At 33.8% G+C, this 25,433-nt stretch carries 19 protein-coding genes; 5 read left to right on the forward strand and 14 right to left on the reverse strand.

Going from position 1 to position 25,433, the window contains the following annotated elements; genetic code table 11:
- Positions 1 to 3: 3 nt before the first annotated feature.
- On the reverse strand, positions 4 to 846 hold the full coding sequence (locus TA89_RS14845) for an ABC transporter permease (RefSeq protein WP_040214525.1): 843 nt from the start codon (positions 844 to 846) through the stop codon (positions 4 to 6).
- 12 nt (positions 847 to 858) lie between these two features.
- On the reverse strand, positions 859 to 1,824 hold the full coding sequence (locus TA89_RS14850; RefSeq protein WP_040214527.1) for an ABC transporter permease: 966 nt from the start codon (positions 1,822 to 1,824) through the stop codon (positions 859 to 861).
- Between the two features lie 650 nt (positions 1,825 to 2,474).
- On the opposite strand from TA89_RS14850, the gene TA89_RS14855 reads away from it, so the two are divergent.
- Together TA89_RS14855 and baiCD are read left to right on the forward strand one after the other, a co-directional pair.
- Positions 2,475 to 3,086 (forward strand): TetR/AcrR family transcriptional regulator, encoded by a 612-nt coding sequence (locus TA89_RS14855; protein WP_040214528.1) that lies wholly within the window; start codon positions 2,475 to 2,477, stop codon positions 3,084 to 3,086.
- 347 nt (positions 3,087 to 3,433) lie between these two features.
- Positions 3,434 to 5,371 carry a bile acid Fe-S flavoenzyme BaiCD gene (baiCD, locus tag TA89_RS14860; protein ID WP_040214529.1) on the forward strand — a complete coding sequence of 646 codons (1,938 nt, stop codon included), beginning with the start codon at positions 3,434 to 3,436 and terminating at the stop codon, positions 5,369 to 5,371.
- Between the two features lie 257 nt (positions 5,372 to 5,628).
- On the opposite strand, the gene TA89_RS14865 is transcribed toward baiCD, so the two are convergent.
- The 3 genes from TA89_RS14865 to TA89_RS14875 form a co-directional block, all read right to left on the reverse strand.
- Complete coding sequence (locus TA89_RS14865; protein WP_040214530.1) at positions 5,629 to 6,435, reverse strand: glycosyltransferase family 8 protein; 807 nt, start codon at positions 6,433 to 6,435, stop codon at positions 5,629 to 5,631.
- A gap of 31 nt (positions 6,436 to 6,466) precedes the next feature.
- A complete protein-coding gene (ftsH, locus tag TA89_RS14870) occupies positions 6,467 to 8,281 on the reverse strand; it encodes an ATP-dependent zinc metalloprotease FtsH (protein WP_040214531.1) in 1,815 nt (604 codons plus the stop codon).
- 85 nt (positions 8,282 to 8,366) lie between these two features.
- The gene (locus tag TA89_RS14875) at positions 8,367 to 8,813 is read right to left on the reverse strand and encodes a MarR family winged helix-turn-helix transcriptional regulator (protein WP_040214533.1); all 447 of its coding nucleotides are present in this window, start codon (positions 8,811 to 8,813) and stop codon (positions 8,367 to 8,369) included.
- Between the two features lie 240 nt (positions 8,814 to 9,053).
- Here TA89_RS14875 and TA89_RS14880 point away from each other — a divergent pair, with 240 nt between their 5' ends.
- Positions 9,054 to 9,965, forward strand: a complete 912-nt coding sequence (locus TA89_RS14880) for a phosphatase domain-containing putative toxin (RefSeq protein ID WP_040214535.1) — start codon at positions 9,054 to 9,056, stop codon at positions 9,963 to 9,965.
- Between the two features lie 439 nt (positions 9,966 to 10,404).
- On the opposite strand, the gene TA89_RS14885 is transcribed toward TA89_RS14880, so the two are convergent.
- The 3 genes from TA89_RS14885 to TA89_RS14895 form a co-directional block, all read right to left on the reverse strand.
- Positions 10,405 to 12,123, reverse strand: a complete 1,719-nt coding sequence (locus TA89_RS14885) for a DUF6020 family protein (protein ID WP_052447537.1) — start codon at positions 12,121 to 12,123, stop codon at positions 10,405 to 10,407.
- A gap of 320 nt (positions 12,124 to 12,443) precedes the next feature.
- On the reverse strand, positions 12,444 to 13,313 hold the full coding sequence (locus TA89_RS17820; protein WP_052447538.1) for a transposase: 870 nt from the start codon (positions 13,311 to 13,313) through the stop codon (positions 12,444 to 12,446).
- A 170-nt stretch (positions 13,314 to 13,483) separates the two neighbouring features.
- Positions 13,484 to 13,684 (reverse strand): cold-shock protein, encoded by a 201-nt coding sequence (locus TA89_RS14895; RefSeq protein WP_040214536.1) that lies wholly within the window; start codon positions 13,682 to 13,684, stop codon positions 13,484 to 13,486.
- 328 nt (positions 13,685 to 14,012) lie between these two features.
- On the opposite strand from TA89_RS14895, the gene TA89_RS14900 reads away from it, so the two are divergent.
- A complete protein-coding gene (locus tag TA89_RS14900; protein ID WP_040214539.1) occupies positions 14,013 to 14,741 on the forward strand; it encodes a DsbA family oxidoreductase in 729 nt (242 codons plus the stop codon).
- A gap of 185 nt (positions 14,742 to 14,926) precedes the next feature.
- Here TA89_RS14900 and TA89_RS14905 read toward each other — a convergent pair whose 3' ends face one another.
- The 6 genes from TA89_RS14905 to TA89_RS14930 all read right to left on the reverse strand — a co-directional run bounded on the left by TA89_RS14905 (position 14,927) and on the right by TA89_RS14930 (position 23,319).
- A complete protein-coding gene (locus TA89_RS14905) occupies positions 14,927 to 15,580 on the reverse strand; it encodes a pentapeptide repeat-containing protein (protein ID WP_040214540.1) in 654 nt (217 codons plus the stop codon).
- 74 nt (positions 15,581 to 15,654) lie between these two features.
- Positions 15,655 to 16,392, reverse strand: a complete 738-nt coding sequence (gene nfsA / locus TA89_RS14910; RefSeq protein ID WP_040214542.1) for an oxygen-insensitive NADPH nitroreductase — start codon at positions 16,390 to 16,392, stop codon at positions 15,655 to 15,657.
- Positions 16,393 to 16,704: 312 nt separating this feature from the next.
- Entirely contained in the window at positions 16,705 to 17,097 is a 393-nt protein-coding gene (locus TA89_RS14915; protein ID WP_040214544.1) for a hypothetical protein, read from the reverse strand.
- Between the two features lie 338 nt (positions 17,098 to 17,435).
- The gene (locus tag TA89_RS14920) at positions 17,436 to 18,605 is read right to left on the reverse strand and encodes an MFS transporter (RefSeq protein WP_040214546.1); all 1,170 of its coding nucleotides are present in this window, start codon (positions 18,603 to 18,605) and stop codon (positions 17,436 to 17,438) included.
- 443 nt (positions 18,606 to 19,048) lie between these two features.
- On the reverse strand, positions 19,049 to 19,678 hold the full coding sequence (locus TA89_RS14925; RefSeq protein WP_040214547.1) for a TetR/AcrR family transcriptional regulator: 630 nt from the start codon (positions 19,676 to 19,678) through the stop codon (positions 19,049 to 19,051).
- The gene (locus tag TA89_RS14930) at positions 19,678 to 23,319 is read right to left on the reverse strand and encodes an efflux RND transporter permease subunit (RefSeq protein WP_040214549.1); all 3,642 of its coding nucleotides are present in this window, start codon (positions 23,317 to 23,319) and stop codon (positions 19,678 to 19,680) included. Before TA89_RS14930 ends, TA89_RS14925 begins: the two co-directional genes overlap by 1 nt.
- Before the next feature lie 410 nt (positions 23,320 to 23,729).
- On the opposite strand from TA89_RS14930, the gene TA89_RS14935 reads away from it, so the two are divergent.
- On the forward strand, positions 23,730 to 25,433 hold the full coding sequence (locus tag TA89_RS14935; protein ID WP_052447539.1) for an AMP-binding protein: 1,704 nt from the start codon (positions 23,730 to 23,732) through the stop codon (positions 25,431 to 25,433).

Below are 25,433 nucleotides of genomic sequence, written 5' to 3' on the forward strand. Positions count from 1 at the left end.
TTATTATTTACCGTGCATTTTAGGATTCAGCACACGATTTAGTCCGTCACCAATTAAGAAAAATGTCAATACAGTAATTACCGCTGCACATCCGGCGAATATGGAAATCCACCATCCAGATGGCAGATAGCCTTTACCATGATAAATAATCTGCCCCCAGCTTACTACATTGGGATCACCTAATCCTAAAAATGATAATCCTGCCTCGGTAAGTATCGCGCTGGATACATTCATAGTAGTGTTAGCTATGATAGGGAAGATACCGTTAGGTATAATATGCTTGAACATTATACTCGCTTTACTTTCTCCCATTGCCTGACAGCTTTTTATAAATGTCCTCTGCTTTATGGAGATAGCCTGAGCTCTCATAAGCTTGGCATTACTTGTCCACGATGTAAGTCCTATAACAATCATCATATTTAATATGCTGCTTCCAAATAAAGCTATGATGATTAAAATTAAAAAGAAGCTTGGAGTCATTAAAAATATATTCATGAACTCGGTTATAAACCTATCTACTTTTCCGCCAAAATATCCAGCAACTCCACCTATACAAGTTCCAACTATAGCTGAAATACCGGCGGCAATTACACCTATCTTTATAGATGTCCTTCCACCCCATACTATCTGACTGAATACGTCACGTCCTAATCCATCTGTTCCTAATATATGACCGCCTTCACCTGGCTTAGCAAGAATTTTCTCATATAGACCATATGGATCATGAGTTGCTATAAGCGGTGCTAACATAGCGACGGAAAGCAAACACAGCAGCAATATAATTCCACTTCTTAACTGAGCATTTGAGTTGATTTTACTAAGTATATTTTTGAATTTTTCCTTCATTTCCGCCACCTCCTAGTCATATCTTATTCTTGGGTCGATAAATCCATAAACTATGTCTACTAAAATCATCATAGTAGCAATGGAAACAGAAATCACCAAATATAACCCTGTTAATAATGGGTAATCACGTTTAGTTATGGAAGTCATAAGGAGTCTTCCCATTCCTGGCCATGCAAATACCGTTTCAATAAGCACTGTACCGGAAATTAAAAATGCCAGACTCATTCCAAATACTGTAACTGTAGGTAAAATAGCATTTCTTAATACATACTTATTAAATATTTTAGATTCCTTCATACCTGTAGCACGAAGTGTTGTTATATAATCCTCTGACATAACCTGGAGCACAGAAGATCTTGCAATTCTAAAATAATAAGGTATTTGAACCAGAGATAAGGTTACTACCGGAAGGATTAAATGTTCTGCTATATCTAACACCCTTCGGAATCCAGTATAATTTGCTCTCAGATTCACCATTCCTGCTGTGGGCAGAATCTTCAAGGTTGAAGCAAATATCAAAATCATTATTAATCCTAACCAGAAACCAGGAACAGCATCAAAGAAATAGGATATTTTACAAATAAATTTGTCGAAAAACGATCCATTCTTTCTGGCTGCATAAATTCCCAGTATGGTCCCTACCACCACAGATATTATTACGCCTGTAAGGGAAAGCAGTAAAGTTGGTCCTATCTTTTCTACGATCATTTCTACTACAGGCTGATCGCTTACATAAGAATAACCTAAGTCTCCCTTGGCAACATTCTTTAGAAACATCATAAATTGTTCAAAAACAGGTTTGTCCAATCCGTATTTTGCTTGAAGAGCTGCTATCATGTCCGGATTTGGATTATCTATACCAGCCATGATGGTTATAGGATCTCCTGGAGCCATTCTTATCAAAGCAAAATTGAAGCAGACAGAAATAAGAACTATCATAATACCTGTTAATGCCCTTTTTCCAATATAACGTCTCATTGTTCCCCTCCTAACTTCCTTTGTTAATTAGTTTTAAATATAAAAAATATAAATAGTAAAAACTATTTAATATTTTTTTGCGGCGTTAATTTTCAGATTATTAAGATTTAAAATAAGATTCAAACTTAAAAATGTAATCATTTACAGACATTTTTTCATTTATACCTCTGCTTAAATACTTATTTTCTCTGTTTATTAAAAGTGTTATAATGGGTTATAAATTATTTATTCATATTATATTACATATTACGACAAATTTCTACATAAATTTATTATTTTGTTCATAAAATTCTCTTTTTATTTATAATTTTTAATTTTTATTCATTTATAAGAAGATAAATTTAAATAATTTATTCCTTTAATTACTATCTATTAATTTTTTAAAACTTTTCTATAACGAAAAATCCTTTTATTCACCTTGCATGCTGTTTTACCATTTATAAAACAACAAATTACAGAATTTTTGCAATTATACTTACTTTCAATAAACCTTCTTCCAGATTAAATTAATTATGAAAGTTTTAACATAGCTCATTTTTTTGGTATAATATTTAAGAACCTATGATAAAATAAATAACTTAACTTATTACCCTTTAAGTAATTTAAGTTTTTTATTTTATAATAAAGCATAAAGAATTTAGGAGGATAAAATGAGAGAGCTAAGCAGCGTTCAAGAAAAAATATTGGACAGAACTTTATATTTAATTGGTAAAAACGGCTCCTCTAACGTGTCCGTAAGAGCTATAGCTAAGGAAGCAGAGGTAAATGTCAGTGCCATAAACTATCATTTTCGCTCTAAGGACGAATTGCTTAAACATGTAAAAGAATTTTACATAAATAACACCTTATCAGCATATTCAAAACTTGAAAATGATGACTATGAAGATGAAGAAAAAGTAATATTAGTAGCTAATGAAATTATGGAATATAGTCTGCGTTATCCAGGAATAATTACCATACTTAAAGAATCTGTTAATTCCAAAGAAAAGGATGAGTATGCATATAAAATAATGGCTGTTACAGAAGATATGAATAACAAATTAGATAAGGTCTTAGATCGAGTATTAGATGGCAGCAAAGAAAACTTCGAATATAACAGAAGAATATTCCTTTCTTCAATTCTCTATCCAATTATTAATAAGGATACAGTAAATTTTAATAATGATTATTTAAGCAGCAGAGAATACAGGCTGAGATACATAAAGTACCTAGTTAATATGCTTAAAGCCAGCAAGGATCTCCCTCCCCTCAGCAATTTATAATACACTATGCGGAAATCCATATATTGAGGTTTACAAAGATCGTTTTAGTATTAAGCGGTCTTTTTTTATTACATTAAAATCTATAAAGCAAATTAAAATAAAAAAATAAAACAATTTGTTTAAAACATATTGATTTACTTTGTTAAATATTCTATAATCATAATTAACAGCTGTTAAATATTAAATTATACGTCAAGGGGTATATTTCAACATTTCTAAAATGAGATTTGTATTCTTAAATATATATCCTACATAAAAACAATCATTATATTAAAGCATAATTTGTTAATAATACTACTATATAAAATATGAATAAAAATAAAATTTAAATATTAAGGAGAGATTTTATGGCTTTTAATAAACTTTTCAGCCCAATAAAAATTAGAGGTATGGAATTTAAGAACAGAGTAGTTTTCCCTGCCATGGGAACAAAAATGGCATCAGATGACAGATTTGTGACACAGCAGCTTATTGACTACCATACTGCAAGAGCAAAAGGCGGTAACGGATTAAACTTTACTGAAGTGGCATCGGTACATACTCCATCTGCGCCAAAAAAATTCTTATCAATTTCTGATGATAAATTTATCCCTGGACTGAAAAAGCTTACAGATTCTATTCACCAAGCTGGAGGAAAAGCCGGTGTTCAGCTATGGCAGGGTGGACTAGCTGTTGCAAGTTATGAAGAAGCCATTATAATCCTTCCCAGCGATATGCCTATAAGAGGTACTGATAAGGTTATTCCCGGAGCAAGTGTTGAGCTTATAAAAGAAGTAGTTGAGTCTTTCGGAGATGCTGCCAGACGTGCAGTAGAAGCTGGATTTGACTGTGTAGAGTTTCATGCCGGTCATAATTATATGCCTCACTCCTTCTTAAGTCCTTATTTTAACAAAAGGACAGATGAATACGGCGGTTCTTTTGAAAACCGCGTAAGATTTTTAATAGAATGTATAGAATCCATAAGAAAAAATATTCCCGAGGACATGCCATTATTTATGCGTATTGTAGCTCATGATGACTATTTAGAAAATGGACTAACTATAGAAGATACAATTGAATTCTGTAAATTAGCCAAAAAAGCTGGGGTTGATGTTCTTAATGTATCTAGAGGTAACTTCTCTTCAGCTGCGGTAAAATACGAGGTTCCACCTGTAGATTTACCAAGAAGCTTCAATGTTCATAATGCTGAAAGAATTAAGAATGAAACTGGAATGGTTACTATGGCTGTAGGAAGAATAAACGATCCTCAGCAGGCTGAAGATATCATAGCCAGTGGTAAAGCTGATATGGTGGTAATAGGAAGAGCTCAACTGGCAGATGCTGACTTCTGCAACAAGGCAGCTTCAGGTGATGTAGATAATATAGTACGCTGCGTTGGCTGTAATCAAGGCTGTTATGATGGATTCGTTTCTACAGAAGTTCCTTTCATAACATGTCTAAGAAACCCTGCCTTAGGAAGAGAAGCAGAATATGAAATTATAAAGACAGATTCTCCAAAGAAGGTTTTAGTAGCAGGAGGAGGGGTTGCCGGATTAGAAGCGGCAATGACTTTAAAGAAGAGAGGTCATAACCCTATCTTAATTGAAGCTGGAAACTCTCTTGGCGGACAGCTTGTTTTAGCTGGTGCAGCACCTAGAAAAGAAGAGCTCCAGCAGGCTGCGATAGCTATGGGAGAAATGGCTAAGAGACAAGGAATAGACATCAGGCTTTCCACTCCTCTTACAAAGGAATTATTAGAGGAAATAGCTCCTGAGGAATTAATTATAGCCATCGGATCAGAGCCTATTAAGCTAAATCTTACCGGTGCAGATTTACCTCATGTAACTAACTCTCATGATGTACTTGCAGGAAAAACCTCACCATCAGGAAAGGTTGTAATAATCGGAGGAGGACTTGTAGGTTTAGAGGTAGCTGAATATCTTTCAGAAAAGGCTGACAGCCTAACTGTTGTGGAAATGCTTGATCAGGTAGCTAAGGATCTTGGCGATCTTCGTAGGATATGCGTTATGGAAAGCCTGCATCACTCAGGAATTAAAACTGTTACCAGTGCTAAATGCGTTGAGATTAAACCTGATGCTGTTGTAGTTGAAAAATCTGGAGAGCTTCAAAGCATTGAATGCAACTCTGTAGTGGTTGCTATAGGCTCAAGATCCCGAAGATTTGATGATATCACATCCTTCTGTGAAGAAAATAATATTCCTTATCATATTATAGGAGATGCTTTGAGAGCTAGAAGAGCTTTAAATTCTACTGCGGAAGCCGCTGAAGTAGCAAGAGCTATATAGTATCATGATGAGAATATATAATATTCAAGCTTATACATTAAAATAAGTAAAGTTTCATATTAAATACAGCATCCCCCTAACATAGCAAAGTTGTTAGGGGGATGTTATTTTTAGTTAGATTCAAAGCCCTCTGGAGCTTCTCCTCTAGGCCTTTACCCTGATGAGAAAGGTTATATTTAATTAAATTCTTGAGCTTCCACAATACTTTCATATATAAATATATTAATGATTTTGTTATATTGAATTAAATTGATATTTTATCTACCCTTAATCTCATTATAAAACACTCCAAGTTCTCCTATATATCTTCTTTTCCATGGTTTATTCTTTCCTGAATAATGAATTATGCAGGTGTTGGAGCGAACCCAGTCAATATTTATACCCACTTTATAATTCACCGGTCTTAGTTTACAGTACATATAGTATTTCTCACTAAGGTTATACTTCAAAGGGTCTACAGGTAAAATATCATTGCAGTATACACCGTTTATCACATCCTGATCAGGAAAAAGCAGTACATTTTTATATTTTTCTATATAATCAAATACCTGTTGCATGTCCTGATTTTCTCTAAGCAGAGAAAGATTCATAAGCATTACTCCGGAATTAATGTAATAATTATCTGAAGGCAGATTAAGCCTTAAAGTATTTATTATCCTTAAATTTCTTGGCAGATGAGAGGAAGCAGCATAAAGCTTCCCCTTAAAATCTATATTATAGAAGTCCTTAATAGGATTTATAACTACAATATCAGGATCAAGATATAAAATCCTCTCCATATCCCTAGGTAGATATTGCGCTGCAAATATTCTGTAGTACATTTCCTTTGGATAGCGTTTGGATACCGGTGCATTATTTAAAGTCTCCAAGTTTATTTTTAATTCAATAATTTCACATCTGCTTTTATCGATCTTACTATTGATTACTATAAGATCCTCCTTAGTTAAAGAGGAATGTGCTATATAAAATTTAAAGTTATCTGTAGGATTGGATTTTAACAGTGAATTCATCATTATAATTAACTGCTTTATATAATTAGAATTTAATGTTACAAGAATATTCATAAAGTTCTCCTCACCCTGTATATAAATTTATCTATGAATTAAGTATTTTCATAAACTCTTCGCCAGTTATGGTTTCTTTCTCTATTAAATATGCTGAAAGTTCGTGAAGCTTATTGATGTTTTCTTTTAATATGTTCATTGCTTTTTCATGGGCTTTCTTTATTATATCCAGCACTTCCTCATCTATTTTGGAAGCTGTAACAGCAGAACAAGCAAGTGAGGTATCTCCGCCCAAATATTGATTGTTAACTGTCTCCAAGGCCATCATATCAAAATTTTTGCTCATACCAAAGCGTGTTACCATAGTTCTTGCAAGCTTTGTTGCCTGCTCAATATCGTTACTGGCTCCTGAAGTGAAGGTTCCGAATATAAGCTCCTCAGCTGCACGTCCTCCGGTAAAAGTTGAAATCTTATTAAAAGCTTCCTCTTTAGACATAAGCACGCTTTCATCTTCAGCTACCTGCATGGTATAACCAAGGGCACCGGAGGTACGGGGAATAATTGTAATTTTGTGTACAGGAGCAGATTCTGTCTGCATCGCAGCTACCAACGCGTGGCCTATTTCATGATATGCAATAATTTTCTTTTCTTTTGGAGAAATTACAGCCCCTTTACGCTGATATCCTGCAATTATTACCTCTACCGCTTCCTCCAAATCATTTTGCTCCACTTCATGACGGTTGCATTTTACAGCTCTTAAAGCAGCTTCGTTTATTATATTTGCAAGATCTGCACCGGATGCGCCGGAGGTAGCCCTTGCAATAGCATTGAAGTCAACAGCCTCAGATACCTTAACCTTTTTCCCATGAACCTTTAATATATCTTCACGGCCTCTAAGGTCTGGAAGCTCTACAGGAATCCTTCTATCGAACCTTCCCGGCCTTAAAAGAGCTTTATCAAGGGTTTCAGGTCTGTTGGTTGCAGCCAGTATAACTACTCCTAATCCCCCATCAAATCCATCCATTTCAGTAAGGAGCTGATTTAACGTCTGCTCTCTCTCGTCATTTCCGCCTATTCCTCCATTATCACGCTTTTTACCAATAGTATCTATTTCATCTATGAACACTATGCAGGGAGCTTTTTCCTGAGCTTGCTTGAATAAATCACGAACTCTTGCAGCTCCCATACCAACGAACATCTCAACGAATTCAGATCCGGATATAGAAAAGAAAGGAACCTTTGCTTCTCCTGCCACAGCCTTTGCCAGCAGGGTTTTTCCTGTTCCCGGAGGTCCTACCAGCAGAGCCCCTTTAGGCATTGAAGCACCTATCTCCTTATATTTTTCCGGATTATGAAGAAAATCTACTATTTCAGTTAAAGCTTCTTTAGCTTCGTCCTGACCTGCTACATCTGCAAAGGTCTTTCCGGTTTCAGCAGCTACGTAAATTTTAGCATTGCTTTTACCGAAAGCCATAGCATTCCCTCCTCCCATGCGCTTCTGCAGGGATTTGGAAAGCAGCTGTCCAATGAGTATAAATATTCCTATAGGGAATATCCAGGTCAAAATAAAGTTTAGGAGAGGAGAATTTTCCTTTGGAATTACTCTTCCATAGGATACTCCTGCTTTTTGAAGTCTGCTTACTAATTCAGGGTCATTCATCCTTCCGGTTATATAAACCATCTTATTTTTATCCTCTGAAGATAAAATTGCTATTTGATTGTCATCTACCTCAACTCTGGAAACTTCTCCTTTTTCCAGCATAGTAATAAATGTATTGTAGTCAATCTCTTTTTGCCTTATGTTCAGAAGTGAAGGAAAAATCAGAGCATTGAGCAGCATAACAATAATCAAAGTGACTCCATAGTAATAAATTAAGGGTTTCTTAGGGTTTTTCTTTTCCTTCAATATTAATACCTCCTCTATTTCTCTATTTATAATCTTTCAGCTTATAAAAGCTTGATTATTAAATTGTACATCTACTAGCCTCTCCTTAACAATCCCCTTCCATTTTGCTCAAAATGTGATTTAATTTTTCAATTCCATTAATTATAGCTTCTATCTGGTCTTTATCCTCATTTTCTAAAGCTTGAGCAAACTTATTGTTTAAATAGTAATTAAGCTTATCCAGGGCTTTGGTTCCTTTTTCTGTTAAGGTAACATTCACTATTCTTTCATCCTTGTTATCTCTGGTTCTGGTTATATACCCGTCTTTCTCCAACCTTTTACACATAGTGGATGTATTGCCTCTTGCAATATTCAGCTCTCTTCCTAGCTCTCCAATAGTAGTATTACCATGTCGCTGAATTTCATTAAGCAAAAGAGCCTGTGTCATGGTTAGCTTGCAAGATTCATAGACAGGCAAAAACACATTATTTATTTTTGAGCTTGTATCTCTAAAAAGTTCCTGAAGATTGTTTCTAAATTGGTTAATATCCATAAAGACCCTCCATAGCTCATATAATATACATATATATTATATCATGTTTAATCTATAATTGATATACCCCATAACTATTAAACGGTGCCAGGCACCTGACAAGTGACAAATTATTTTTCTCACTTGTTAGGCTCCTGGCACTTAGTATAATAATCCACCTAAAAAGCTATATTATATTTAAGCTGCTTTTTAAGAAAAGCTTATTATTAAGATATTATCTTATAAAGGAAGGTGATCTTTATGAAAACATTTTTTAAACCGAAATTCTGTTTAGCTGCTACACTTTTATTTTTTTCTATATTCACCCCTGCCATCATGGCTAATGCCTTACAACCTGCAAAGGAAGATTCCAGCAATAACGAAGCTCATCTTATTATAGATTCATTAAGATATGACACCATGCCCAAACATTTTAGAACCACTTCCAGCTTAACTGCACTAGACAATAAAAAACTTAATCTAAAAGGATTAGACAGATTAAACATCTCTGGAAGCCAACAGTTTTCAGCCTTTAATCTGCCTCTTGTATTAAAGGCTATAAATACCGCCATGCCCGTAATCGATGTTGACCTAAGACAGGAATCCCACGGTTTTATAAATGGAATACCTGTTAGCTGGAAAAACGAAAAAAATAATGCCAATATGGGGTTATCCTTGGAACAGATAATTGCTAAAGAAAATGAGCTTTTAAAAAGCATCAAGTTAAATCAACCTATAAGCTTTTATAATCACCCTGAAATAAAGGTGGTTCCTACACAGGTAGAAAGCGAAAATCAGCTTGTTTCATCTAAAGGCCTATCATACCTTCGCATACCTGTAACTGACGGTAAGCTTCCTACAGATGGTATGGTGGATTATTTTATTGATTTTGTTAAGGCTCAGCCTCCAAATACATGGATTCATTTCCATTGCAAGGAGGGTGTAGGGAGAACTACTACTTTTATGATTATGTATGACATAGTTAAAAACGCTAAAACAGTACCTTATGATGAAATAATTAAAAGACAGCTTGCACTTGCTGGTTTTGACGAAAAGGAGATACAATCCTTCTACAGTAAGAGTAGAGCTCAGTTTTTATCAAGCTTTTATAAATATTCAAAAGAAAATGGAGATAAATTTCAAGTTAAATGGAGTGATTATATAAAGAAATAAGCTGCACACAAAAAAAGCTCTAGAGTCCTGTAAACCTGACTCTAGAGCTTTAAATTTCAATTTTCTCTTACATTTACCCTATAACTTCATGCCTATAAATTAACTTATAACATAAGAATCCGGATATAATCCCACCCTAGTGCTTTAGATATTGCTGCATGGATATACCTATTATGTTATATATATTCATTTAGAATTATAAAGTATCATGGACCGGAAATAGAGATATACCTATTATGTTATATATATGAAGCTATAGGAATATTCTCATACACAGCTATACCCCAATTTTGATTTTAAGTTTAGTCTTACCATGGAAAGCACTTCCGCAAGCAATAACGCTTTTACCTCCAGTATTTTACAAGTGCCAGGCACCTGACAAGTGACAAATTACTTTCAGACTGATTCTGGATTTATACAATGTAATCCAACAGCCGTGCTAATATTTATATGTGTTAGCTGGTATTTTAACGAAAGCAAATAAGATAATTATTAAATAAACCAAGGTACTTGCATATAAATACCTATAATCCTGTGCAGGCGTAGCAATTAAAACTGTTGCCATGTTTAAGGTCACTGGAACTATAGCCAGCGTAGCTTTCAAACCATTTTTTAATATAGCTGCAAACCCAAACAGTAATATAAGAAACATCGGCATAGCAGGCCTCCAGAAGAATTGGTCTATTCCTTTCTTTTGGGTAAAATTTAATGCTTTATTAGCAATATAGTTAACTGGCTGAGCAATATTCTTTTGTTCTAATCCAAATTCATTTGCATATATCTTTCTGCTACCCCAGTTAGTATATCCCTTAACTGACCAAGCTATTGAGGTTTGATCCCCGTATGCCTCTAAGGCTATCCATGGATTTTGCCTGCATATATCTATCCACATCTTTAAAAATCCTACTTTGTCCTCCATAAGTTTATCTGTTTTAAATTCCTTATGAAATTTTATATAATCAACATTTCCAGGCATATAATTTTCTGCCCATAAATCTAATGGCATAATTCCATTTATCATGGTTTTTTGCTCCTCAGTGAGATATCCCTTTTCCTTTATAACCGCCGCAATTTGCTGTGTAGGTATTCCAAAAGCTTCACTGGAAGAAGCAGGATGAACCTTCATCAAACTGTATAGCGGAATCTTAATTAAAAAGAAAATAACTATTATGCTTCCTACTGTTATAATAAAGGGTTTACTATTCCTTTTATAGAAACAAATCAGTAGTATCATTGTACCCATGAAGGGAAGTATTCCATTGTGTCTAAAAAACATAACTCCAAAAGCAGATATTAAGAAAAAAATAAAATTCTTCCTATTATCAATCCAATGCTTGTCTACCAATACATTAATTATATTCATAGTAAATAAAAGTATAAATGCGCTGTATAAAATGTCCTTCCATAAAGTAATTGAGAATATTCCATTTACAGGATTTAATGCAAATACTGCTGTTATAAAATATAAAACTACTTTCTTATACCCCATACTCTCAAACCTATACATGCTGTATCCCCATATTAAAGATAGTATTAAAATCTGAGTTATTGCAATGGCTGCTGGCGAATACCATATCCTTGTTATAAAAAGATTCAGCAATGTATGTATCACAGGGTTAGAATCCCAAAATTCTCCTGTTACCATTTGTGTCCACTGATTCATGGAATCCGGAGTCATTACACCTGGATAAAAAGCTATTAGATAAAACATCCAAACTATTATGGACGGAAGTGCATAGAATAATATTTTATTTTTTGGCAGCGTTAAGAACTGTGTTTTTATCTCTATATATTGCATATTTGCATAAAAAAGCACTATAGAAATATATATGATAAAAAATACTCCTGTGTAAATAAATATCTTAATAATATTATTAGCAGGCAGCAAATAGTCTTTAGAAGATAAAAAGCTTAGAAAAAACAGCCCGCATATTACAGCAGACAGCATAAACAGTAATACCTTCTCCTTTACTCCTAATCTTTCTATGATTATAGGTAAACTTTCCCCAATATAATTTATAAACACTGTGAACGGAATAACAAAAATGAAAGGCACTAGAAGTCTGTTATTGCTGTTAGGATTCATATAAAAAGATATTGAAAAGCTTAAAAATAACCCGAAAAATAAGCTTAAATATTTGTTTTTATATTTATACATTATGAATATACCTACCTTCTTTAATTTCAGTTATTTTATTTATTATGCAGCAGTTCATATATCCTCCATTTCGTTGCTAAAAGCAGACTATACTACAAAACATTTTTGCACCTTTAAGCAAATTATCTTTAGTCTATTTCCAACAATACTCTTTTATATAATTAATTCCCATGTATATTTTACACCATTTTTCCATGTAAGTATATTACATTTATTCGAATATATTGATAATTATTCTTTCTAATATTTTACAAGTGCCAGGCACCTGACAAGTGACAAAAACAAACGCCAGACTTTAATGTCTGGCATCATATCAAACCTTATTTAATTTTATATCGTGATAAACTCTTACTTACAGCAGATGGATGAAGATTCATATAAGCGGCAATTTCTCTTATAGAGTAGCACTCCTTCATAGCAGCTCTTATAAACTTCAGCTTTATATCTCTCAAGTACTGGTGCCTTTTACCTGTTTTTATAGCATTGAATACATCTTCTTTTATATTTAACTCATGTATTATATATTCAAAAGCCTTTCGGGTCACTTTATTTTCATTGCTTACATAAATTTTCCTATGTGGTAAAATATTTTCCGGCATATTTAGTGCTTCTCTAATAACCTGATAATCCTGACCTTTATCCTTTTCATTTCCCACGCAGTTAATCAGCTTTGAATATTGCTTCAAGGAAGCAGATTCATTTTCCCCAAGTAAATTCATTATAAATTCCGTATTAACATAGGATTCAATACGTCCTTCATAAATATGATGGCTGCTCCATTTATAATCTTTAACATCAATGCACAAACCAGCTTTTACAGGATTTCTATGTATGTACCTGAGAAGCCATATCAAATAGGCATCTGTTTCTACCAACTCACATTTATATCTATCTTCAAAAGCATGACCAGTTCTGTTCAACCTTCCATTTATGAATTTACCCATTAGATTATTAAAGAAAAACATTATTTCGCTGATTGTTGAACTGTTGGTTTTCATGAGCAAATGATAATGATTATTCATAATAACATAAGCTAAAATTTCATAGTCAAACCGCTTATTATACTCTTCAAGATATTTCAGCATAAATCTTTTAACATTACTATCTTCAAATATGAAGTCTTTATTGTTTCCTCTTTGGTAGATATGATATATCGCACCTGGATAAATAATTCTGCTTTTTCTAGGCATGAAGTTACTCCTTTATATATTTACTATCTAAATAATTAACACATATATAAAAAGTATTCACAAAAAAAATAACAATATAAACAATTTGTCACTTTTCAGGTGCCTGGCACCTGAAAAGTGACAAAAATAAAAAACCCCTTAAAGAAATTCTTTAAGGGGTTGAAAATTCATTATCTAGAAATAACAATATTTTCTGCTTGAAGACCTTTTTGTCCTTGAACTACATCATAAGTTACCTTTTGACCTTCTTCAAGTGACTTATATCCGTCTCCTTGGATTTGAGAAAAGTGTGCAAATACATCTTTTCCATCTTCTCCTGTTATAAAACCAAATCCTTTTTCTGAATTAAACCATTTAACTGTACCGTTCATAATACATACCTCCGAAATTTTATTTTTTTCTTAAACTATTTGTAACAATTCACAACAAAATTTCTTTGATAAAACAGTACAACATAAATAGCACTTACAAAAAATATTATTGTTCAATTATCTACGTTTCATTTAAGCAACAAATTTATTATAGCATTAATAATTTTATAATGCAACTAAATTTTGTGTATAAATTGTTAATTAATAATATCGATGCTCTATACGGATAAAAATTCAATTATAATTACTATTTGATAATTGTTATTATGTTTATTATAATTAACTAAATGCAAACTCAAGAATCTTAATTTAAAAAGGAGGAAAAGCTGTGAAGGTAGCAATTTGGTCTGATTTTGTATGCCCATTCTGCTATATTGGAAAGCGTAGATTTGAGGCAGCATTAAATCAGTTTTCACAAAAAGATAAGGTAGAAATAACTTTTAAAAGTTTTGAACTGGATCCTAACTCAATAACTAATCCTAATTCACGCATTGACGAAATAATTTCTGCAAAGTATGGTATTTCTCTCGAGGAAGCAAAAGCCTCAAATGATAAAATTATTCAGCAGGCTAAAACTGTTGGACTTAATTATGATTTTGATAATCTCATACCTGCAAATACCTTTAAGGCTCATAGGCTTTCCCATTATGCCAAGACTCATGGAATAATGAAAGAAATGACAGAAAGACTTATGAAAGCGTACTTTGTGGAATCTTTAAATATTGATGATGCAGAAACCCTCTCAAAACTTGCAGGAGAAGTGGGCTTGAGCTCCAAGGATGTACTCACTTTGCTCCAAGGAGATAAATATAAAGATGAAGTGAGAGAAGATGAAAAAGAAGCATCAGATTTAGGAATAACAGGTGTACCCTTCTTTGTATTTAACGATAAATATGCTGTTTCAGGGGCTCAGCCTACTGACGCTTTCTTAGAGGTATTAAATAAAATTTGGACGGAAGAAAAATCTCTACAGAATTTATCTTATCAGGAGCCAGGCAATAATTCTAATGATAGCTCCGATGGTCCAAAATGCGAAAATGGAGTATGTGAATTATAAGCTTAAGCATAAATATTTTTCAATAGCTCAAAGGGAAATACTGAAGTTTATACTATAGAATACAGAAAGCACAGATATATTTGTTTGTTCAAATCTATCTGTGCTTTTTATTTTCAAACAAGTAATTCTTTCACTTGCCAGATTTTAAATATTATAAAAATTAAGATGATTAAGGTTACAGAATTCTATGCCTTTACTGTAACCCCTAACAGCCTAGCCAGCTCCAAAGCTTGAAGTGGGCTTATTATTGCTCCGGCAATATCCTCGATATTCACATCAATTCCTGTAATATCACAGCTAGTAAAATCAATTTTATTTAATGGGGTCTTATTAAAATATGTATTAGTTAGGTTTGTATCCTCAAAAGATAATTTATCCTTTTTAACCTCTTGGAATATAGCTCCCTGCAAATGAGAATTTACAATATTGATATTCTTCATCTTGGAAAAGGGAAAATTCATATATCTTGCTGATACATTTTCTAACAATATGTCTTTAACACTGCTTTCATCAAATCGTGCTCCTATAAGCTTACTGTCAACAAATTCTACCCTGTTGATACTGGATCCTAAAAAAAACGTATTAGAAATATCACAGTTTTCAAAGCGTACATCCAGTAAATCCACCCTTGAAAAATCGCAATCTTGGAAAATGACCTTTCTAAAGATGCAGGAGTCTATTGTAAAGCCCGAAAAACTTTTTCCCTCTATAGTCGTATTTTCAATAATCTTATCCTTTATTTTTTCTTCATGAAATAAAGCTTCAAACTGGTAACTATCCTTTATTTCCTCTAACTCATCAAAAAACTTTGGTTTTTGTATTTTAAAATTTGTAGCCATACATTCTCCTAAATTTTATAGTTTTTTTGTCAGATGACTTTGTCAGGTGCCAGGCACCTGACATTATGTTCGCATTACTTCATCTCAAAGCCCTGTTTCTTTAGAAATTCCCTCATATGAGGCCTTTGAGGCTTACTCATCAAATTAGATACCTGACTTGTCCATGTATCTGTTCTCTGTCCATTGGTTCTGTTTCTGTAATATTCCTGGATACTTGCATCATATTCCTTTATATTGTTGAAGTCATCCTCTATGGAATATGTATCATTTTTAAGTATTATATCCATAGGCAGTCTTTCCTTTTTTCCGGGATTCTCATCAGGATATCCAAGGCACAATCCAACCATAGGATATACATTAGCAGGTATATTTAATACTTCGCATATTTCTGAGGGATTATTCCTTATCCCTCCAATATATACTCCTCCTAACCCTAAAGATTCAGCGGCAATAAATGCATTTTGTGCAGCAAGGGCTGTGTCGATAGTAGCTATGGTGAAAGCTTCTGTATAACCTTCAGCCATAGTTTTTCCATTATATTCACAAGCCTTCTTTATACGGTTCAAATCAGCACAGAACACAAAAAACACAGGACATTCTTCAATGTAAACCTGATCTCCTCCGAAATGAGCAATTTTCTTTCTCTTTTCCATATCATTTACTCTAATAATGGTATAAGCTTGAACAAAGTTAGCTGTAGATGCGCTTTGTGCACATTCTATAACAGCTTTTATCTTTTCTTCTTCTATAGGCTGATTTTTGTATTTTCTTATTGATCTGTGTGATTTTAATAAATTAATTGTTTCGTTCATACTATACCTCCCATGAAACTTATTTAATATTTATAAAATAGAACTTAGTTAAAGTATTGGTGTATGGTTTGTGGTAACTCGCATATATATAACTATATATTCATTATACTGATTATACTAAATATTTACACACAAAGCATAAAGCCGGCATTATATACCGGCTATACTTATTCATTATTGTTTATTGTATAACATTAAATACTGTAAATCGTGGTAATTTTGATTTCCTTATACCCCCCGAACATAATGTCAGGTGCCAGGCACCTGACATTATTCACCTGACATTATTCACCTGATATTATTCCCCTGACATTATTCCTGATTAATATTGTTGAAGAACTCTGTTAGGATTTCTTTTTCCTGGGGTAAGAGGTTGTAGCTGTCCAAATCATTTTTATTTATCCACTTAAGCTGATTTATGCTTTTATGCGCTACTATGTATTGTCTTATTATGCCGGTGTATACTAAAACCGTTTCTCCTTCTTGCTCATTAAAAGGATATTCTCCAAAGATTGACAAATCGAAGATTGCACAATCTAAATCCTTGTCCACAGCTTTAGTTATACATTTTTCACAGGTTTCTTTTCCCTTGAGCTCCTTGCCGATAAGCCCCCACTGTTCTTCTGATTTCTTACCCTTCTGTACAATTAAAACGTTATTATAGCTGTCATATAAAATAATTGAAGTTCTTATAATTTTACTCATATTCCTCTCCATATAACTTTATAAAATTATTGTTAAATGCATCTACTTATAATTTTAAATTATACTATATATTTACATTATAGTCTAATAAGCAAGGAGAGAAATCCGTAATCCTCAATATAGGATATCTGCTATTAATTAACTTATGTAAAGTATGTATAAACAAAGGTTATCGACAAAATCCAATTTATTATGCCACCCATGAATCTTTACATATAAACTAATTTATAAATAAATATTACCTGCAAAGTCCATCATATTAGAATGCCCTGATATGTAAATGTCAGGGCATTCTCCTTATTATTTTATTTTACTAAATATTCCTCTTTAAATTCTCTTTATTTAATTATTTCTAAAGCTTCCACTTCATCACTGAGGGATCTTTTGTTATAAATAAGAATCAATATATAAGCACTTAAGCTCATTAGTGTACATACTATAAAGGCAAAGGAAGCAGATATATCTGCTGCACCTCCAACTATTATATTAGTACCTACCGCTAAAAGATTCCCCAACATAGAATATATGGATAAAAGGGTTGCTCTGTCATCGGTTTTTATACTTTCATTTTCTATATTCAACACTATAGGACCTGCTAATGCTTCTCCAGCACATACCAGTGCTATAGCCAGCACTGTAACAAAAGCATTTGAACTAACTATGAGAGCTGCACAGCTTAAACCTACAAGAATATATAAAACCTCCAGGCTTTTATTTTTTCCTATCACTGAAGTTAGCCTATGGGCTTTTGCTGAATTTAAGCGGACAATCTGCATAACAGCAGTAAGCACTCCAAAAAATCTTATATCTATACCACTCCTAATATACTGAGTCTGATTTAAAAATACGCTTACCGCCTGCACAACCTCGCTTATTAATGCCATAGAGAGCACTAATGGTATTATTTTTTTATTTTTAAAAGCGGTGAAAAAGCTCCTTTTTAAATTAGGCCTCTCCTCCTCCTCTTCCTTTATATCCTTTAAAAACAGAGTTAATATAAAAGCAACCCCATAGGGAATAATTGTCCAGAAAGCTGTGCTGTCCAAGGATTCTTTAATAAGAAAGGAGGACATGAGAGAAGCTATCAAAAATCCTCCGGTGGTAAAGGCATTATATCTCCCAAAAACCTTTTCTCCATCCTTTTCTTCTATAGATAAATATATCAAAGAAATATCACATCCAGAAAGACCTGCTAAAGATAACGAAAGTAAAGCCCTTTCCAAAAAGAATAAACCAAAGGAATCAGCTTTATAGAAAACTATTTTTGAGACAAAAAACAAAAAATTTGAAATTACAAGGGTTTTCTTATATCCAAATCTATCGGCAAACCATCCCCAGGGTATTTCAAGAATAATAATAAGTATCCAGGATATCGACTCTATTAAAAACATACTGGACATAGACAAACCTCTGCTCTGCCTATATATAACGGAAATAGGCCCATAAAAAATAAAGCCCTGGAGAAATACAATGGCATACATAAAATAAACGTTAAATTTCTTATTCAATTTTAATACCTCCATAACTGCATAATAAATAAACCTTAATATTAAGGTTAAATATAGGATTTGCAATTATTTAGGGTATTAAATTGGTATATTCATTTAACTTCTCCTTAAGCTTTATAGAATTAAATATTTAATAATTCTTAAGCGCAAAATATACAAGAGATTTTGTCAGTATAATTCAATATTATTTTCAATATTTTTATAATTAGATAATACCATATATATCCTTAAAGTTCAATAATCTAGGCTCCGCATAGTATGTTTTACATATAGGCTTAACAACAATGAATGTAAGTATGTTTATGGCAGGCTGTATATCTTATGTTTTGCATAGCTGCTGTGAAAATACTGAGAGTTTTTATTACTGCTGAAAACATCTTAACCTTTATGCAGATATAAAAGATTAAAGCAGGAAAGTAATATCCCTCCTGCCCTATAATCTGTTAATTTAAAGCTTTTACCAGCAGCTTATACGCCCTGTATTTTTTCTCTTCTATTTTATCACTTAAGCCTTCATTATTATCCATAACTTCATTTTTGCAGCATCGCAAAGTATTTTCGAAACCCAGTACCGCACTTATAAAAACTGCAGCCTGATATTCTTTATCCTCTTGGACCTTTATTATTCCTTCTTTAACTCCTAAAGCCGCAATGATTTCTATAGTATCAGATATAAGCTTCTTTCTGGCAGCAGCTCCCTCCATGTCCCTGCTTAAAAATCCGCTTATTTGATAGGGGCTTAAGTTATAAGCCAGTTTGCTTGTGGAGGAGTTATAATCTCTTATATGATTTTCCGTTATATCCAAAACAGTGTAAAATTTACCCTTAAAGCCTTCTGCAGCATTTATCTTTTTTAACGCTGCAGAAAGCTCTGTATTCATATTATATAGGAGAGCCCTTAACAAAATTTCTTCCTTTGAGCTGAAGTAATCATAAATGGTTCCTTTACCTATACCTGCTGCTTTAGCAATATCAGCTACTTTCACGGAATCAAGGCTTACTCCTTCATTCATAAGCTTTGTTACTCCATTAAAAACCATTACTTCCTTTTCAGAGTGAACATTATTTTCCACTAAACATCCTCCTCTATTACTACAGCTTTTATATCTTTTTTATGAAGCATATCGTAAATAATAGGAACTATAAAAAGCGTTAAGATAGTTGCATAGGTCAATCCTCCGATGGTTACTATAGCCATAGGCTGAATCATATCTGATCCCATGCCCATTCCCAAGGCTAACGTAAATAAGCCGAGCACAGTGGTTAATGCTGTCATAAGTATTGGCCGCATTCTGGTTCTGCCGGTTAAAACGAGAGCTTCTCTTTTATCCACTCCCTCCAGCCTTAACTGATTTACATAATCCACAAATACGATACCGTTGTTAACTACTATTCCTGAAAGCATTAAGAATCCAAGCATAGAAATCATGCTTAACTCAAAACCGGTAATTACCAGCGCCAGAAAACCTCCGGTAAAGGCCAATGGAATAGTAAACATTACTATGAAAGGAGATAATAAGGATTGAAACTGAGCAACCATTATAAGGTATATAAATGCTATGGCAAGGACTATCATCTTAATTAAGTCCTTAAAAGCACTTTCCATAGCCTCTTTTTCTCCACCCATTTTTATAGAATATCCCTGGGGTAATTCATAATCCTTAAGCTTCTTCTCCACCTCGTTGCTTACTAATCCAACATTATGGTTTTTATCTACTGCACCTTTAACTGAAATGAAACGGGACTGATTATCATGCATTATCCCTTCAAGGCTTTCCACCTCTTCTATGGAGGCTATATCCTTTAAGCTTACCTTTTCTTCTTTTCCCTCCTTAGAAACCTTAATGCCATAATCCTTAAGGGTATCCTTAGTCAGTGAGCTTTTTGCATCATTTACTATAATTACAGGATAATCGCTGTTTTGGAAGGTTACAGCAGCAGCTGAAACTTCACTTTTAATGGCCGATGCTATTTCCTGATAAACCTGAGCCACGGTTAAACCATGCTTCATAGCCTTGTTCTTATCCACTGTTATACGAGTTTCTAAAGAAGCTTCATCTACTCCCTTAGATATATCCTTTATTCCCTCAGTATCTTCCAAAATCTTAGCAATATCCTTACTTATCCTTTTAAGTTCATCTAAATCTCTTCCCTTTACTATAACCTCTACTCCGGAACCACCTAAGGCTGACATATCCATATTTTCGCTTCTTACGGTGAGCTTACAGTTTAAGTCAGAGGTCTCTTTTGAAATCAAGCTTCCTATGTCGTGACTTGAAAGCTGTTTATCCTCTTTTAATAATACATAAAAGGATACATTTTTGTTTCCCCCTCCAAAGACAGCTCCTTCCCCACTGCCTTGAAGAGCACCTACTGTCTTTACATCAGAAATGGAGCTGATCCTGTCTATAATAACATCGCTCATTTCCCTGGTCTCTTTTATAGAAGTGCCCTTTGGCATTTCAAGAGACACAGAAATCTGATTGCTGTCCATTGATGGCATGAGGCTGGTTCCCTTAGACACACTTAACAAAAAACTTCCAACGAAGAGAACCAAGGCTGAAATAAGCACTACCCACTTATGCTTAAGACTGAAATTCAACCAGCTTTCATATTTATTTAAAAATCTGTCAAAAGCTTTATGTTCTTTGTCCTTATTATTTTTAAGCATGGTGGATGCCATCGTAGGAACTAGTGTTAAAGCTATTATAAGGCTTGCCAAAAGGGAATAAGCAATAGTTAATCCCATATCCGTAAATAGCTGTCTGGATATGCCCTGAGTGAATACTATAGGAAGAAAAACGCATATAGTGGTTAGGGTTGAAGCAAATATAGCCCCAGCAACCTGATTGGCTCCCTTTACTGCCGCCTGTACCACATTCATTCCATCACTTCTCAGCCTGTATATATTTTCAATTACCACTATGCTGTTATCCACCAGCATTCCTACCCCTAAAGCTAATCCTGCTAAAGATATTATGTTCATGGTTACACCGCTGAAATACATCATTACAAGAGCAAACATAAGGCTTATAGGAATACTGAAGGCTATTATTATTGTAGGCCTTATATTTCTCAGGAATATAAATAAAATTACAACTGCAAGTATTCCTCCTAAAATTAAATTATTCATTACAGAATCAATTACAATATGGATATAAACTCCCTGATCCTGCAGAGGTGTTATATGCATTTCAGGATTTTCTTCCACAAGCTTTTCTATATTTTTATTAAGCTTCTTAGATACCTCAGAAGTAGAAGCAGTACTCTGCTTTTGAAAGGACAGTATAATTCCGTCATTGCCATTTATCTTTGCATACATATCCTTGGAGTTATCTGTAAACTCTATACTTCCTATATCCTCTAGGTGAACTTCTCCTACTCCTCCAGCTTCAATATTAAAAAGAACCAGGTTTTTAAGTTCCTCCAAGCTTGAAAATTTATCCCCAACCTTTACGATATACTGCTCTTCTCCTTCCTTAATATATCCTGCAGGCATGGAGAAGTTTTCAGCCATTAATATTTTACTTATGGTATCCTTTGTTATTACCCCATCTAAATCAGCCTTTTTATAAGCCTCATCCCTTGCTTTTTCAAATTCCTTAGAAGCCTTCTCAAGTTCCGCTTCGCTGTTTGCAAGATTCATGGAAGCTTTGGTGAGCTCCTGAGTTAAAGTGATTTTCCCCATTTCAAGCTTTTTCTGACTTTCTCTTATACTATTAAGCTTTTCACTTAGTACAGGCTCCTGGGCTTTTATATTTAAAAGTCCATCCTCTACGGCTTTAATCCCTTTTTCCAACTGTTCCAGGGTCCTCTTTTCTTCTTCTGATACCGGAAGTCCATTTTCTTCTTTATTTTTGATTATCCACGCAAGAGCATCCCTCTGCCATGTTAAATCCTTCTTTTGCTTCTCTAAATCCTTTTGAAGCTTAGGCAGATTATTAAGGGCTGACTCTATTTGATTTTTACCTTCTCCTAAAGCTATGCTTCCCTCTACCAGTTCTTCTGTCTTACCTGCACTTTCTCTGGCTAAAACAGCTTTACCTTCAGCAACTTTTGCTTTTCCGCTGTCTAATTTCTTTTTAGACTCTGCAAGCTTTGAATCCACAGATTTAAGAACCTTGTCATTAAGGTTCTGTATTTTTTTATCATCAAGAGTTATTTTTATACTTTCCTTTATTAGCCCTGTGGCTTCCACGGAAGCCACTCCCTCTATCCTTTCAAAGGATGGTATTATTTTTTCTTCTACAGCCTTAGAGGTTTCCTTAAGCTCTGAATCGTTTATATCCACACTTGCAATCATTATAGGCATCATGTCAGGATTCATTTTCATAAGCATAGGAGATGAAACTTCATCCTCTAGCTGCGGCTTTACTAAATCCAGCTTTCCGCTTAAATCAATCATCACACTGTCCATATTTGTTTTCTGATCAAATTCCAGGATGATCATGCTGGAATTTTCTCTTGAAATACTATTTATATTTTTTATTCCACTGGAAGTAGCTAATACTTTTTCAAGAGGCTTAGTCACTGAAAGCTCCACTTTTTCAGGACTTGCCCCAGGATAGGTTGTTACCACTACAACATAAGGCAGGTCTATCTTTGGCAGCAAATCTGTAGTCATACCTGTAAAGGATAGTATTCCTAAAAGTATAACCAGTATAACTCCTACAAAAACCGTTAAAGGTTTTTTAACACTAAATTTTGAAAACATATATTTTCCCCCTAGAACATCTCCTCCGACCGACTGGTCGGTCACTAATTAATTTTATCATCGATTAAATTAATATTCAATTGCATATAAATATTTTTTTATTCCATCTATGTACTGGTAATTGTATCATTTAACCCTTTTCAACATATATTGACTATGGAAACAAACTTTAACCAATGTCTGTTATTATTTTCTTTTTTAAAAAAAATAACCTTCGACATTATCTTTTATTAATTTATATATACACTTACTTCTTTGTAAAAAAACAACTATTAAATAGATAAAAGAAGATATATGAATCTGTTCTAATAATTTTTAAAAATAATATATTAAAATATCTCCCCATTTAAGGCCCTTTGATAACAAAGAAGTTTAATATCTTAATAGTCATAACAGAAAGGAGAATTGTTTTGAAAAGGAATTTATATCATGCTGAAAAGATTAGGGACATAAGAACCATGGTAAAGCGTGCCACAGACCTATACCGAAACCGAACAGCTTATAAGGAAATAGGGCCTTCTAAGGAAGTATTAGAATACAGCTTTATCCAGCTGGAGGAAGATATGAACGCATTGGGAACTGCCCTTCTCCACAGGGGCTTCGAGGGAAAGCATATTGCTCTGCTTGGAGAAAACTCCTACGCCTGGGTAGTAAGCTATCTAGCAGTAATTAATGGTGTAGGTGTTGTCATTCCCATGGATAAGGATCTCACTGATGAAGATATTGCCATGCTTTTGAATAACTGCGATGCTGATGGGGTAATATGTTCAGAAACCTTCATTCCTACTATGAACAATATCCTTTCTTTATGTCCCAAAATCAGCAGCTGTATAGTTATGAATCCTCAGGAGGATATAGGTGATTTCCACAGTCTTACTTCACTTATAGAAGAAGGAAAGCTCTTGCTCAAGCAAGGTAACAGGGAGTTTTTAGGAGCTCCTATAGACGTAGATAAAATGTCTGAAATAATATTTACCTCAGGCACTACCGGTGCTAATAAAGGAGTAATGCTCAGTCAAAAAAACATTATGTCAGTAGTTTATGGAGCTTTTCACCTGATAAAACCCGGTAAGATAAGTATTTCAGTCCTTCCTTTAAACCACTCCTATGAATGTTCCTGTCATATACTAGGAGGAATATATTGGGGACTTACCGTTTGTTTTAATGACAGCTTGAAAAATCTATCTAAAAATCTAAAAAGATTTAAGCCTGATTTTAGCATTATGGTTCCTTTATTCTTAGAATCAATGGACAAGATGATATGGAAACAAGCTGCCGAAAATGGTCTATCCGGACATTTAAAATACGGAATTAAGTTCAGTAATCTCATAAGAAAACTGGGAATTGATATGAGAAGAAAATATTTTAAACCTATATTGAGCTACTTTGGAGGAAACCTTGAACAAATAGTCTGCGGCGGAGCTCCTTTAAGATCCGAAATCATAACATCCTTCGATAATATGGGAATAAACGTAGTTAACGGCTATGGAATTTCCGAATGTGCTCCCCTTGTAGCAGCTAACTGTACTGCATGGAAGAAACTTGGTTCTGTGGGATATATAGTTCCTATCTGCAAGGTAAGAATAACCAATAAAGATAAAGACGGCAACGGAGAAATACAGGTTAAAGGTGACAACGTAATGCTTGGTTATTACAAAGATGATAAAAGCACAAAAACTGCTTTTACGGAGGACGGTTGGTTCATAACAGGAGATAGAGGATATTTAGACAGAGAAGGCTTCCTTTTTATAACCGGCAGGGATAAAAATCTCATAATACTCACTAACGGAAAGAATGTTCATCCTGAAGAGCTTGAGGAAATCATAACTACTTCTATCCCTTATGTAAAAGAAGTAGTAGTCACCGCTTCCATGTCCAAGAATAATGAAGATACTATTCATGCATATGTATACTTTGATCCTGAATATGTTCATGAAAAAGGCTACGAAACCCTTAGACAAATGATAAAAAACGATATAAAAAGGGTAAATAGAAGGCTTGCTCTTTATAAAAGAATAAGCAGTATATTCGTAAGCGAAAAAGAATTTGAAAAAACCACCACAAAAAAAATTAAGAGGCAGTCATTAAGAGAGGAGGATTTTATTAGTGCTTAA

Source organism: Clostridium polynesiense, assembly GCF_000820705.1.
GTDB lineage: Bacteria > Bacillota > Clostridia > Clostridiales > Clostridiaceae > Clostridium_AA > Clostridium_AA polynesiense.